15 protein-coding genes and 1 tRNA gene are annotated in these 13,381 nt (G+C 61.3%); 6 read left to right on the forward strand and 10 right to left on the reverse strand.

Annotated features, from left to right (window positions below; genetic code table 11):
* Window positions 1-46: 46 nt before the first annotated feature.
* Window positions 47-922: an AraC family transcriptional regulator gene (locus ASD58_RS08670; RefSeq protein WP_057260753.1), complete on the reverse strand. Its 876-nt coding sequence runs from the start codon at window positions 920-922 to the stop codon at window positions 47-49.
* Between the two features lie 468 nt (window positions 923-1,390).
* Between ASD58_RS08670 and ASD58_RS08675 the strand changes: the two genes are divergently transcribed.
* Both ASD58_RS08675 and ASD58_RS08680 read left to right on the forward strand, forming a co-directional pair.
* On the forward strand, window positions 1,391-1,960 hold the full coding sequence (locus ASD58_RS08675; protein WP_057260712.1) for a PEP-CTERM sorting domain-containing protein: 570 nt from the start codon (window positions 1,391-1,393) through the stop codon (window positions 1,958-1,960).
* A 193-nt stretch (window positions 1,961-2,153) separates the two neighbouring features.
* Window positions 2,154-3,050: a DMT family transporter gene (locus ASD58_RS08680; protein ID WP_057260713.1), complete on the forward strand. Its 897-nt coding sequence runs from the start codon at window positions 2,154-2,156 to the stop codon at window positions 3,048-3,050.
* A 1-nt stretch (window position 3,051) separates the two neighbouring features.
* Here ASD58_RS08680 and trmB read toward each other — a convergent pair whose 3' ends face one another.
* Window positions 3,052-3,732 carry a tRNA (guanosine(46)-N7)-methyltransferase TrmB gene (gene trmB / locus ASD58_RS08685; RefSeq protein ID WP_057260754.1) on the reverse strand — a complete coding sequence of 227 codons (681 nt, stop codon included), beginning with the start codon at window positions 3,730-3,732 and terminating at the stop codon, window positions 3,052-3,054.
* Window positions 3,733-3,858: 126 nt separating this feature from the next.
* On the opposite strand from trmB, the gene ASD58_RS08690 reads away from it, so the two are divergent.
* The 3 genes from ASD58_RS08690 (at window position 3,859) to ASD58_RS08700 (ending at window position 5,467) form a co-directional block, all read left to right on the forward strand.
* Window positions 3,859-4,362 (forward strand): hypothetical protein, encoded by a 504-nt coding sequence (locus ASD58_RS08690; protein WP_057260714.1) that lies wholly within the window; start codon window positions 3,859-3,861, stop codon window positions 4,360-4,362.
* An 83-nt stretch (window positions 4,363-4,445) separates the two neighbouring features.
* A complete protein-coding gene (locus tag ASD58_RS08695) occupies window positions 4,446-5,168 on the forward strand; it encodes a hypothetical protein (protein ID WP_057260715.1) in 723 nt (240 codons plus the stop codon).
* 65 nt (window positions 5,169-5,233) lie between these two features.
* Window positions 5,234-5,467 carry a hypothetical protein gene (locus tag ASD58_RS08700; protein WP_057260716.1) on the forward strand — a complete coding sequence of 78 codons (234 nt, stop codon included), beginning with the start codon at window positions 5,234-5,236 and terminating at the stop codon, window positions 5,465-5,467.
* Between the two features lie 14 nt (window positions 5,468-5,481).
* Here the strand turns inward: ASD58_RS08700 and ASD58_RS31805 are convergent, their stop codons facing one another.
* The 7 genes from ASD58_RS31805 to ASD58_RS08735 form a co-directional block, all read right to left on the reverse strand.
* Entirely contained in the window at window positions 5,482-6,360 is an 879-nt protein-coding gene (locus ASD58_RS31805; protein WP_200951588.1) for a hypothetical protein, read from the reverse strand.
* A 33-nt stretch (window positions 6,361-6,393) separates the two neighbouring features.
* Window positions 6,394-7,083 (reverse strand): DUF4197 domain-containing protein, encoded by a 690-nt coding sequence (locus tag ASD58_RS08710; RefSeq protein ID WP_057260717.1) that lies wholly within the window; start codon window positions 7,081-7,083, stop codon window positions 6,394-6,396.
* Window positions 7,084-7,098: 15 nt separating this feature from the next.
* Window positions 7,099-8,004 (reverse strand): DMT family transporter, encoded by a 906-nt coding sequence (locus ASD58_RS08715; protein ID WP_057260718.1) that lies wholly within the window; start codon window positions 8,002-8,004, stop codon window positions 7,099-7,101.
* A 47-nt stretch (window positions 8,005-8,051) separates the two neighbouring features.
* A complete protein-coding gene (locus ASD58_RS08720; RefSeq protein ID WP_057260719.1) occupies window positions 8,052-8,861 on the reverse strand; it encodes an AraC family transcriptional regulator in 810 nt (269 codons plus the stop codon).
* A 14-nt stretch (window positions 8,862-8,875) separates the two neighbouring features.
* Window positions 8,876-8,949: transfer RNA gene (locus ASD58_RS08725), tRNA-Gly, on the reverse strand.
* 79 nt (window positions 8,950-9,028) lie between these two features.
* Entirely contained in the window at window positions 9,029-10,543 is a 1,515-nt protein-coding gene (locus tag ASD58_RS08730) for a family 43 glycosylhydrolase (RefSeq protein WP_162252999.1), read from the reverse strand.
* 118 nt (window positions 10,544-10,661) lie between these two features.
* Window positions 10,662-11,069 (reverse strand): YidB family protein, encoded by a 408-nt coding sequence (locus tag ASD58_RS08735; RefSeq protein ID WP_057260721.1) that lies wholly within the window; start codon window positions 11,067-11,069, stop codon window positions 10,662-10,664.
* Between the two features lie 152 nt (window positions 11,070-11,221).
* On the opposite strand from ASD58_RS08735, the gene ASD58_RS08740 reads away from it, so the two are divergent.
* On the forward strand, window positions 11,222-12,457 hold the full coding sequence (locus ASD58_RS08740; RefSeq protein WP_057260722.1) for a M28 family metallopeptidase: 1,236 nt from the start codon (window positions 11,222-11,224) through the stop codon (window positions 12,455-12,457).
* Here the strand turns inward: ASD58_RS08740 and ASD58_RS08745 are convergent.
* Window positions 12,454-13,353, reverse strand: a complete 900-nt coding sequence (locus ASD58_RS08745) for a LysR family transcriptional regulator (RefSeq protein WP_057260723.1) — start codon at window positions 13,351-13,353, stop codon at window positions 12,454-12,456. The two genes, ASD58_RS08740 and ASD58_RS08745, sit on opposite strands and share 4 nt — an antisense overlap.
* Between the last annotated feature and the right edge of the window lie 28 nt (window positions 13,354-13,381).

Consider the following 13,381-nt stretch of genomic DNA (forward strand, 5'->3'; position numbering starts at 1 on the left):
AAGGATGCCCGCCGCTTCGCCAATCGTGCGAAGCGCGGCGATAGGTTTAAGACTTGAGCCCGGCAGTGAGCTGGCGGTAGCGTCCAGGCGGCGCGCCGACTGCCTCGCTGAAGCGATGGGTGAAGTGGCTGAGGTCGGCGTAGCCGCAAGCTTGCGCGACCTGCTGCAGCGGCAGGCGGCCTGCGCGCAACAGTCCGCGCGCACGCTCGATGCGGCGCGCAGCTATCCATCCCGAGGGCGGCATGCCGAAACTGATGCGGAACATGCGGGCCAGGTGGAATTCCGACATGCAGGCAAGCTGCGCCAGCATGCCGAGCGTGATGTTCTGGTCGAGATGGGCTTCGATGTACTCGTGCAGCCGGCGCCGCACGAGAGGCGCCAGGCCGCCGCGCAAGCGCAGGCCGGGCTTGCTCATCGACTGCGAGTGCAGCAGCTCGCTCAAGGCCTCGTGCGTGATCTCGTTTGCACGCAGCAGTTGGCCGGGGTCGTCCCACGGTTGCTGGAGCAAGTCGCCGCATAACTGCACCAGCCGCTGGCTCTCGAAATAGGTCCGGTCCTGCAGCGTGAGTTCGCGCGGTTCCCGGTCCAGCTCCGCCACGGCGCGCTGCGTGAAATGCTCCGGCATGAAGTAAACGTGCAGCATGCGCAGTTGTCCGCGCACTACCCACTCGGACTCATGCCAGTCCGGCAGCGAGCATAAGCGCTGCGGGGCGCCGAACTGCCCCGGCAGTCCTTCGCGTTCGACGCTGTAGCCGCCGCCCAGGTAGCAGGACAAGGTGTGATGGCCCGGCTGGCGATACTCCGTCAGCGCCTCCTCCGTGCTGCGGTGCCATACTGCGGCCGCCAGCCCGTCGCCAAGCCAGGCAAAGCGCTCCAGCGTGGCATCGGTGCCGGACATGGTGCGGAACACCGCGTGCGACATCGCATCGCCCGGCTGGCCAGCCAGCGCCGCGCGCGCCGCCGCCCCCACGCGCTTGCGCGGAACGGCATCATCAAGTTGTCCAGTCAGAGGCTTCACGCCGAAAAGTCTAGCACGCGCACGGCCACCCGGCCGTCCCACGCCCCGATTTGCGCAAGATCAGACAATCAACGAACAAGTGAAGCGCAACTTGGGGGATTTCCGGCCGACTTCATGTTCCAACTGACATCACTGGGGTACAAATCTTTAAGGTCGCGATTTGCGACTTTAGAAACCGGCAGAGGAACCCGGTTGAGGGACGAGGAATAACCGCGATGCCGAGCGTAAATGTCGGGAAAATTTACAGTGCCTACAGGTGCAGGAATCAGTTTCCCATATGAATCAGCAACTTGCAGATGTGGGGTATAAAAATTGCTTATTGCATTTGAAGCAATGCTGCCAACTAGACTACTGTTCTGAAAGGAAATATCGATGAAGAAGCTCGCTTGCCTTGCAGCCCTGTCACTCGCACTCTCCGCAGCACACGCGGGCCCGATCCAGCTTGACCTGACCAGCGGCATCGACGCGAACAATAATGGCTCGGTGGTGTTCGATACCTACACGGAAGACGGCTTTCGCATCCGCATGATCCCCAACGGCGCCCACTACGATCGCAGCTTTATCGGCGATATCGGCATCCACAATGGGTTCCAGAATCCTGATGACGTTAGCTGGGTCCTCGATTTCTTCGGCGCCAGTTTCAGCCTGCTCAACGTCAACATCGCAGCCTACGCCGATGGCGCGACTTCCCTCACACTGACCGGCTCCAACGGCGCAACGCAAACCCTGTCTGGCACCGGCATGCTTGACGTTGCCGGCATGGGCAATGTGACTTCGGTGGTCTTCAATATCGACCAGGACGGTGGCACGCAAGGCGTTGGCCTGGCCGAGATCAATGTCGACAGCTCGCCAACGCAGCAAGTGCCAGTACCGGGCACGCTGGCGCTGCTGGGCCTTGGCCTGTCCGCACTGGGCATGTCGCGCCGCCGTAAAGTGAAATAGGCAGGAAACCGCCAGTGTGCTCCTCACGGTACACTGGCGCCTTTCCTGGCCAGCGCCGTTCAGGGAGAATGGCCTTCTGCTTGCCTGCTATTCCCGAGAAACTGGCCCGGGCTGCAAGCGGCTCTCGATGGCCTCAGATAGCAGCAAGATGAGACAACCAGCCCGGCGCAATTGACGGCATGCTGAGGGCACTATGAATATTGCCCTCTACCTCACCACGGTGCTCATCTGGGGCACCACCTGGATCGCGATCAAATTCCAGCTCGGCGTCGTCGCGGCGCCGGTCTCGATCGCTTATCGTTTCTGGATTGCGGCGCTGGTGCTGATGCTGATCCTGCTCGTGCGCAGGCAGCAGATCCTGCCGCCGCGTTCCGCCTGGCGCTACCTGCTGGCGCAAGGCCTCGCCCTGTTCTGCTGTAACTTCCTGTGCTTTTACTACGCCACCATGTGGGTGCCGAGCGGGCTGGTTGCGGTGGTCTTCTCCACCGCGCCGATCTGGAATGCGATCAATGGGCGCCTGTTCATGAACCGGCCAATCCGCCCGCAGGTACTGGGCGGAGCGGTGCTGGGACTGGCGGGCATCGTGATGCTGTTCCTGCCATCGATGCAGGGGCACTGGAACGATAGCGGCATGCTGGGCGGCCTCGGGTTGGCGTTGCTGGGCACGCTGTGCTTCTCGACCGGCAACCTGCTCTCCAGCCGCATGCAAGCGCTGGGCATGCAGCCGTGGCTGACCAACACCTGGGCCATGCTGTGCGGCGCCACTATCCTGACGATTGGTGCACTGGCCCTCGGCATGCCGTTCACCTTCGACCCGAGCCCGCGCTACGTTGGCGCACTGCTCTACCTCGCCGTGCCGGGATCGGTGATTGCCTTTACGGCTTATCTGCTGCTGGTGGGGAGGGTCGGGCCTGACCGTGCGGCTTACTGCACGGTGTTGTTCCCGGTGGTGGCGCTGACGGTGTCCACCGTCTTTGAAGGCTACCAGTGGAGCAGCATGGCGCTGGCCGGGCTGCTGCTGGTCATCGGAGGGAATTTACTGGCCTTCATGCCGGCACGGGCCAAGGCCCAGGCGTCGGCGACTGCTTAGCTTACTTCTTGGTGAACACCAGGTCCCACACGCCGTGGCCCAGTTTCAGGCCACGGTTTTCGAACTTGGTCAGCGGGCGGTATGCCGGCTGCGGAGCGTAACCCTCTGCGGTGTTCTGCAGCGCTGGCTCGGCGCTCAACACTTCCAGCATCTGCACCGCGTAGTCTTCCCAGTCGGTCGCCAGGTGGATGTAGCCGCCCGGCGCCAGGTGTTCGCACAAGGTCTTCACGAATGGTGGCTGGATCAGGCGGCGCTTGTTGTGGCGCGCCTTGTGCCATGGATCAGGGAAGTAGATATGCACGCCCGCCAGCGAACCAGCCGGGATCATATCGCGCAGCACTTCCACCGCATCGTGCTGGATCACGCGCAGGTTGGTGATGCCTTCGTCGCCAATCATCTTGAGCAGGCTGCCTACGCCAGGCGTATGCACCTCGACGCCGATGAAGTCCTTCTCCGGCATAACCTTGGCGATGTGGGCGGTGGTGCCGCCCATGCCGAAGCCGATTTCCAGGATTACCGGCGCCTTGCGGCCGAAAGCCTTTTCGTAATCCAGCGCTTCCTTCTTGTGCTCGATCAGGAATTGCGGGCCGAACTCCTTCAGTCCACGTTCCTGGCCCGTGGACAGGCGGCCAGCACGCGTAACGAAGCTGCGAATGCGGTGTTCGGTCGGGTCATAGAGCATTTTGCCCTTTGGCGTGGATTCGGAAGACATGGCTGAACGTGCAAGGAAAAGGGACGATTATACCATTCCGGTTTTAGCGCCCGGCCTGCGATAATAGCGGGTCTTGTCCCTTAGGAAGCCCCTGAAATGGCCCTCGCACTGAATATCCTGATCATCGTCCTGGCGCTGGTAACGCTGTATTTCCTGCTCAAAGGGGGCCCGAAAGGCGCGCCGGCGCCGGCGTGCAAACCAGTGGGCGGCTCCTACACGCCCCTGCCGCAGGGCGAGCCGGTGCACCACTGGACCGATGAGGGCCGCTTCCAGCTTGAAGTACTGGGCGAGTCGCGCTACTCCGACACCATTCGCAGCCTGGCCGGCGAGCATGGCGAAGCCGCAGCCAATGCCCACTACAAGGCCCTGCTGCTGGCGGACGATAACAATCCCTACGAAGACAAGGCAGTCGCCGTCTTCCTCAACAGCGAAATGGTCGGCTACCTGGCGCCGAAAGATGCCGCGGCCTTCCGCACCATGCTGGCGCGCCAGGAAATCACCGGCCAGCTCACGTCCACCGACGCCGTCATCCGCGGCGGCCAACTGTACGACGGCAAGCGCCTGGCGTATGCAGTGTGGCTGGATGTTAACTTGTCGTAATCGCTCCACGCACAATTGAGTTTTTGGCATCGCTATGCCATATTGCGGCTTTATATTTTTGATAATTCCGCAAAAGGATGCCCATGAAGACCAAAGTCGCCCTGCTGCTGCCAGTTCTGTTGCTGGCAGCATGCGCCAAGAAGCACCCGGAACCTGAGGCAGCACCGGCTGCTGCCCCGGCACCCGCCACTGCAGCCGCTGCCCCGGCTCCAGCCCCCGCCGCAGCACCGGCTCCGGCAGCCGCTGCCGCTCCAGCCGGCAACAATCCACTGCCAACGCCAGAGATTTCGACCGAAAACATGAGCGACGAGCAACGGGAAACCGCCAAGCGCCAGGCCAAGCTCGATTACTCGAATATGGAACAGGGCTATATGGCCGATCCCGGCGCGCAGTGGGCCAGCGCTGCCACTGCCAGCTCGAACTACAGCGACAGCTACAACGCATCGAAAGCTACCGGCAAGGTCGATGGCAACTACTGGTCCACGAAGGATACCGATATCGGCTTCGACTCGCTGGAAGTGTCCTTCGAAAAGCCGGTCAACGCGACCCAGTTGCGCGTGGCGGTGACCGATTCCTATGGCCTGGAAGGCATCACCAAGGTGGAGCTGCAGGACATTGATGGCAAATGGAATACCGTCTGGTCCGGCGTGAACAGCGTGAAAGCCGACCATCGCGGCCCGCGCACCTGGTTCGTGCAGCCGATCGAGAAGACGGCCTACAAGGCCAAGGCAGCCCGTATCACCAAATCCAACAACATCACCACCACCCGTCTGCAGGTCGACGCGGTCCAACTGGTCGGCAGCTGATCGTAGATTGCGCCCTGCCTTTCCCGGCAGGCGTATCATGGTTCTGCTTCTTGCAGGAGGGAACCATGGAACGCGAACGGGCAAAGGCAGGTGATGCGGTCCGGCCAATCGGCTGGCGCCATAAGATGCTGGTGATTCGCACCACGCCGGGCCCCACCGGCCGGAACGATGACGAGGACGTGCTATGCCGCTGGCATGATAGCGACGGCGAACACCAGCAGACCTTCAAATCGGGACAACTTGAGATCCTGAACTCAGCCGCGCAAGCCCGCAACCCGCGCGGCCGCACCCTTATTTGAGCCAGCGCACGCGGTTAGCGTGACGCGTATATTCCGGCAATCTCTCCGGTTTCGACTTCAATGTCGCACTGAAATTGTTCCGTGCCGCCCGGGCCGGACGTTTGAAAGACGACACCAAAGCAGTCATCGGCATCCGTTATCGCAGGTTCAAACCACACGAATTCCCCCACGCGCTGAACGCCATTAATCGATAGCTTGCCGCTGACGGAATACTCCAGGTAACCTTCGGCATCCACCACCACCAGGCGATGTTGCGCTTGTCCAGCGTCCACAACGTTTTCAATCAATGCGATATGGCGGCGCCCAGGAAGGACTTTCGCCAGCACTCCGTTCGGAAAGTCCAAACTGAAGTCCTCGTTGTCATATGTCCAGCGAATATGCGTTATCTTTTGCGGTTCCCAGCCCGACTCCATCACCAGCTTTACCAGGTCCGTGCCTTCGGGAATTTCATTTCCATCGAGACGGCGCTCCACAAAGGATTCGATTAATGCTTCCTTGAAGTTGGGATCGACATAAGGAAAGCTGCCAATGAAGATTGGATCGTCCGCAATTGGGCGCTGGACTTCAGCCGGATCGTAATCAAAATCGTATTGAAGCGTAACCCAGCGCGCTTGTTCCAGGCCACGCTTGGATGCTGCAGCCAAAGCCACATCGACAAAGGATTCCGAATAGGATGCACTTTCCAGGAGTGCTCGCAAGTCGGACGGCTGGAAACTGTTGAAGCTCTCCTGGTCGCTCAAGCGGTAATAACCGACTCCGCACAGGTCTTGCAGAATATCCAGGCCCGGGATGCCCTTTTTACCTCCAAGGCCAACCCAGACAGATACCAAGCCTCTTTTATCGAACCCCTGGCTGTAAAAGTCATCGTCATCAGAATAGTCCCTGGTCGCCATTTTCCCTCGCCATTTGCTTTGTGCCGCTTGCGCTTATTTGAGCAGGCCGAAGACTTTGGAAATCGCCTTGCTGCCGTAGGACACCGGGTTTTCACGGATCTTCTTCTCTTCTTCGCCGATCATCAGGAACAGGCCATCCAGCGCGCGCTGGGTGACGTAGCTTTCCACCGTCGCCTGCTCCTCGCTCGCCAAACCGAACTTGGTGGCTTGCGCCATCGCGCTATTGAACTGGCCGGACAGCTTGGACTTGTCCGTTACGCCTTTCACGATCGGCTTGAATTTCACTGCCAGCGGCGCAGCGGTCTTCTCTTTGAAGAAATCAGTGACCGATGTTTCGCCGCCAGTCAGGATCGCCTTCGCATCGCTCAGCGTCATCGATTTGACCGCGTTTACCAGCAGCGGTTTCGCCAGTGGGACGGTTTGTTCGGCAGCGCGGTTCATGGCGGTTTCCAGCTCATCCAATTGTTCTCCGCGGCCGGTCATTTCCAGAATCGGGCGGGCTTTTTCCAGCACGCGCGGCAGCTTGATACGCACAGCATCGTTGTTCAGGAAGCCGCCTTCAACACCCAGCTTGCCCACCGCGGCTACCGAACCGGCTTCCAGCGCGGCTTTCAGGCCACCGCCCGCTTCCTTCTCGGTCAAAGCGTCCAACGGGTTTGCAAAAGCGCTGGCGGCGAGCGCCAGGCCGGCCAGCAGGGTGGATACTTGTTTTGTGATGCTCATGGCGCAGCTCCTTGGTTACAAAGTCTCAACCCTACCATATGCAGGACGCTTCCATACAAGACTCGCCACCGCTGCGAGCACGCAAGCCATGCCGGTAAGTTGCAGGCCCGTGATGGCTTCATGCAGGATGGTGTTGGCCAGGAGCGTAGCGGAGATCGGCGACAAGGCCGTGAACAAGGCCGCCTCCGTCCCGCTTACGCGCGCCGACCCGGCGTACCACAGCACGAAGCCCAGCACCGTCGGCACCAGCGCGTAATACAGCACCGCCTGCAATGCGCTGGCGCTTATGCTGATCTGCCACGGCTGCTCGATGGCCAGCGAGGCGCCGCCGGCAAGCAGCAGTCCCAAGGCACACATCAAAGTCGACAGCGGCAACGCTTCAATCGGCGCGCGCAGGCGCTTGTTCAGCAGGATGAAGAACGACTCGCACGCTACGGCAGCCAGTACCAGCAGCATTCCGAGCATTTGCCCAGCATCACGCCCCGCGCCAGGCGCAGTGGGCCAATTGACACCGCTCGCCACCAGCACTCCAAGCGCCGCCAATGCGATTGCGGCCAGCAGCCGCACCGTCGGCCGCTCCCCAAGCCCCACCACCGCAAATGCTGCCGACACAATCGGCAGCGTGCCAACCAATACGCCCGCCGTAGCCGCGCTGGTGAACGACATCCCTGAAATCAGCAGCACCGTGTAGCCGACGCTTCCCGCGCCGGCTTGCAGCACCAGCAAAGCAGCATCGCGCCGCCCTATACGCGGCCAGCGCGACCGCAACACCCAGCACAAGGCAAGGAACACCGGCAGCGCCACCATGAATCGCAATGCCGTCGCCGTGAACGGCGGCAGTCCCGACGCGATCACCTTGCTGGCCACGACCGTGCTGCCGACCGTCACCATCGCCAGCGCACAATACAGATATCCCACCATTCGCCGCCTCCATGAACGAAAGCTGAAGGCTAAACCATCCGGCGAATTCAGGTCTTGAACGAAATTGCAAACGCGCCGGGGGCGACGCCATATTTACGGGTGAATATGCGGGTCATATGGCTCTGGTCAGCGAAACCGCTGGCAGCAGCGGCATCGGCCAGTCCCATGCCACCCGCAATCAGGCGGCGCGCCAGCAGGATTCGGCGATGCAGGAGGAAGGCATGCGGCGTGAAGCCCGTGTTGCGGGCGAAAGAACGCACCAATTGGAAGCGGCTCAAGCCACAAGCATCGGCCAGCTCGGCAAGCGACCAGTCGGCCAGGGGATCGTCTTCCATCATCGACCGCGCGACTGCGGTGGGGGCAGCAGTTCGCGTGGCAGCCGCGCGGCGGCGGAGCATGGTTTGCGACATCAGCTCAAGCAAGTGGTGCTCAGCCGCCAGCCGGGCTCCCGGCAGTGCCGATGTGGCTGCGGCGTATGCGCGCATAAAGCCTGCCGCCAGTGCAGTATCCGGCAGCACCGGCGCCTTGAATTCAAGCGAGGTGCCGCCAATGCCAGGATCTGCTTCGCGCAGCAGTTCCGCCGCAAAGCCGGGTTCCAGATACAGCATCTTCCAGCTTCGCCCACCGTCGCCAAGTGGCGCGCCATCGTGGACTTCGTTCGGATTCACCGTAATCACATCGCCCGCGCAAGCCTCCACCATACCGCAACCGCTGAAGGACTTCGATCCGCCATGCGTGAGCAGGCCGATGCCAAACTGTTCGTGGGTATGCCGGGAAAAGGACTGGCTGCTCTGCGCTTCCACCGCCTGGATGCGTGCATCACCGCACGGTAACACCTGGAAGTTCGCTTTGGCCATGGTCAAAGAGGGATTGGAGCGGGTGAAGGGAATCGAACCCTCGTATGAAGCTTGGGAAGCTGCCGTTCTACCATTGAACTACACCCGCATGCCACGCATTCTATGCGGCTTTGACCAAAGTTGGCAAGAAGGACACTCGATGATGTCCTTCTTGGCACCTCGAAGCCTTATTGAATGAACGGCCAGCCGTCGGCAGTGAAGCCGAGCGTATTGATGCCCAGCGTCGCACGCCCGCCGTTATTGCCGTCGTAGTAGTGGTAGACGTAGGTAGGCTTATTGCCATTCCCCGCGTCGGTGAACACGCTGCCGCCGCCAGGGCCAATGATATTGCCGTGGGTGCTGAGCAGGATGGTGCCGCCGCCTGCGGTCAGCGCGACGCCGCCGCGATCCACGTATGGTCCGGTCACGCTGGTCGAACGGCCGACGATGGTGCGGTAGGTGCTGGTCGATCCCTTGCAGCATTCATTGATCGGCGCGAAATAGTAGTAATAGCCGTTGTAGTAGTAGATGAACGGCCCTTCTTCGCCGGCCGATGGCGTGCCACGCTTGGCCACGGTGTACACCGGTGCATTCGCTTTGATCAGGCCATTGGCGGGATCAAGCTGCACCAGGTGCGTGCCATCGGTCCACGAACCCCATGCCATCCACCAGTTGCCGCTGGCATCGCGGAACGGTGCCGGGTCGATCGCGTTGTCGGTGGTCGCCCAGAAACCTGGCGGTGGCGAAGTGGTGGTACTGTTCCAGGACTTGGTGACGAAGCCTTTGTCGGTCCACGGTCCTTGTGGCGAGGCGCTGGTTGCAACGCCGATCACGGCCTCTGCACCGGTGCTGGGCAGGTACGGAATCGAGTAATACTGATAGTAAGTGCCATTCACCACCATCAGGCTCGGCGCCCAGACATCGGTATTGGCGCCATTGTTCCACCCCTTCGGCGTCTGCAGGCCACTCCAGGAACTGAAGTCCGGCCCGATTGGAGGGCAATTCGGCGCGTAGCCGCCCATCTGGGCGCTGGTGCAATTGGTGTAATTCGTGAAGTTGACGCCATCGGTGGAAGTGGCCAGGGTCTGGTGCGAACCATATAGCCAGTATTTGCCGCTGGTATCGCGCAGCATGTAAGGGTCGTGGACGAAGATGCCGTTGCCTGCGACCGCGCGCGGCGCAGGATAAGGGCTTGCCCCGGTGTTTACCAATTGCCATTCCTGGCAGGTGCAGCCAGTCAGCCCCCACTGGTCGATAGTGGCGGTATTGGCAGTACTGGCCATGTACACGTCCAGGTACTTGCCGCTGTTGACGTTCTGGATCAGGAAGTTGCCGCTCGCCGCCTGCGTGACGATCCACAAATGATCCGAGGTGCCGTTGTCGGCCCATTGGACGACCTGCGCGCCGTCGGCGGTTGATGCATTGGTCACGCCTAGCACCTGGTGCGTCAGCATGTTCTCAATGTTGTAGCGCCCATTCCCCATCGGCATGAAGTGCCACAAATGGTCGGCGGTGCCATTGTCGGCCCACTGGATGACTTTTGAACCGGCGGCCTGGCTGGCACCATCGATGCCTAATACCAGGCCGCTGTTAACGTTCTTGATCTTGTACTGCACGCTCGTATTGATCGTGATCGGAGTGGCTGCGTATGCGGAAAACACCATGCCGATCAGCATGGCGAAACATGACAGAAGTCTCTTCATAGATGGTCTCCTTGGAGTTTTTTTAACTGCCATACCATCCTAGACACTTGCCTGCGCGGCCACCAATCGTATCTTTTATGCCTGCAATACCCCTTTCGATATCACGGTTATTTAATTTTTAAGTTTGTCCGAACAATCCGCCCAGTGCAGCGCCAAGGCCGCCTCCCGCATCAGGGATGGTGCCGCCGGGCGTGAGCTTGTCGACCACTTGCGGCAGCAATTGCGCCAGGTGGCCGGCGACATCTTGCGTGTTGAGGCCAAGGCGGCTGGCGATGGCTTGCACTTGTTCGCTGCCCAGCACGGCCTGGATCTGCTCCGCACTGATGGACTGGTTGGCGCCAGTGCCAACCCAGGAGGCGATCACGCCGCCCATGCCGCCCTGCTCGAACGTCGTAACCAGGCCTTGCAGGCCGCCGGTCCTGGGATCGTTTAGCATCGTGGTTACCGCATCCAGCATTCCTTCCGGATGATTACCGCCTGTGAACTGGCTCAGCACTTCGCCTGCCAGCGAATCGAGAATACCCATGGCACACCTCCTCATATGAAACAGCGACTACCAACAGTATCACAACAGGCTCTGTGTCCGAATGTAACGTTGTATCTCCCATTGAAAATTCACCCTGCGACCGGCGCCAAAGGTGCAAAATGCCCGGACCAAATCAACCGGATGGACCACCCATGAAACCAACCGTAGCCCTCAGCATCGCTCTGGCCTTCGCGGCAAACATCGCTCACGCACAAACCGATCCAGTCTCCACACTGGTAGGCCAGCTCGAACTGGAAAAGTACAAGGCCACCATCAAGAGCCTGACCAGGTTCGGCGACCGCCGCCAGGGCACGGAGCGCAATCGCCAGGCGCTGGACTGGATCGAGGCGCAGTTGAAGGCGTATGGATGTTCCAACGTAGAGCGCCTGCAGTACCAGTTCACCGAACCAGCCACGCGTGGCAAGCCCGCGGTGGCGGCAGGCGGCGGCGCGGGCGGTCCGCCGGGCCAGGGCGGCAGCACGCTGTTCGGCAACCGTGCTCCAACCGGCGTGAACACCGATCCAATGAAACAGCCGGATGAGCGCCTGCGCGCGCTCAACGCGGAACAGACGCCGCAAGGCACTTCGCTGCGCGAGAACGTCTACTGCACCAAGATCGGCAAGACCCGTCCCGATGAAATGTACATCGTCAGCGCCCACATGGACGGCATCGGCTTTGGCGAGGCCGCCAACGACGACGGCTCCGGTACCGCACTGGTAATGGAGCTGGCCCGTATCTTCAACGCACCGGGCGTGGAGACCGATCGCTCGATCCGCTTCGCCTTGTGGAACAATGAGGAGACCGGCTTGAACGGTGCTGCCGCTTATGTCGAGCAGCGCAAGAACCTGCAAGGCATCGAGTCGCCGAAAGGCTCGGGCAAATATCCCGAGCCGCGCTGGCTGGGCATGATCCAGCACGACATGATGATGTTCGATCATGGCATGCCGGTCCCGAAACTCGATGACGCGGGCAAGCCGGTGCTGGATGCCAAAGGCCATCCAGTCTACGTGCTGCCGAAAGAACAGCGTGCGGAAGCGGACGTGAACATCGAGTTCCAGTCCAACTCGAAACAGGCCGAAGCTTCAGCCAGGCTGGCGTGGGACTTCCGTGCCGCGAACGACAAGTATGCGACCAACTACCCGGCCGCGGTTGGCTTCCATATGACCAATACCGACTCCACGCCATTCATGGACCTGGTGCCTTCGATTTCACTGCGCGAGAACGAGCGCGGGCAGCAAATCGGCTCCGGATGGAATCCGCACTGGCACCAGCCAACCGACCTGTATTCGAACTATTCGGACAAGGACTTCCTGCTTGGTCTGAACGCGGCACAGACCACGCTGGCCGGCGTGGCCAGGCTGGTCGGCGCCAAGGTAGTCAAGCCTTAACGCCACAAGGGGTCGCTGGCCATCAAGGCAGTGGCCCAGTCGGTAAAAGCGCGAACGCGTGCCGACAGCCTGCGCGCATATGGATACACCAGGCTGATCGGCATGCTGCCCAGGTGCCAGTCGGCCAGCACTTCCACCAGCGCGCCGCTGCGCAAATGCGGCGCCGCTTCCGCACGCGGGATATTCAGGATGCCCAAGCCCGCCAGCCCCGAAGCGACGTAGGCGGCGGCGCTATTGAAGCGCATGGCCGGCATCTGCTCGATGGTGTAGCGCTGTTCGCCGCGCATCAGGGTTTGTATGTGCTGGCGGCCAGTGGCAGCGAAGACGAAGCCGAGGTAGCGGTGCGCCGGCAGGTCTTCCACCGTCGACAACCGCGGCGCCGATGCAAGGTAGGACGGCGCGGCGCACAAGCAGAACTGCATATTCCCTACCCGCCTTGCCACCAGGTCCTGGTCCGCCACCGGACCGCCGCGCAAGGCGCAGTCGATCCCTTCCTGCACCAGGTCCACCACGCGTTCGCCGCAGCCGATATCGAGCTGCACATCGGGATAGCGCGCCGCGAAATCCGGCAAGGCGGGAATGATCAGGCCCGTGCCGACCGGCGACGGCATTTCAACCCGCACGCGGCCGCGCGCATCGTGGCGCGAGGACTCCAGCTCATCCAGGTCGTCGAGCAGCGCGCGGGCGCCTTCGTAATAAGCGGCACCGTCGGTGGTGGGAGACACGCGGCGCGTGGTCCGGTGGAGCAGCTTCATGCCAAGGTGCGCCTCCAGGCCCTGGATCTGGCCGGAGATGGTGGTCTTCGGCACGCCCAGCGCTTCGGCAGCGCCGACGAAACTGCCCACTTCCACGATGCGGCAGAAGGCGCGCATTGCCTCGAGGCGGTCAAAAGCCATGATTGTTCGGCTTTCCGTATATTCAAAA

Source organism: Duganella sp. Root1480D1, from assembly GCF_001427305.1.
Lineage (GTDB): Bacteria > Pseudomonadota > Gammaproteobacteria > Burkholderiales > Burkholderiaceae_D > Rugamonas.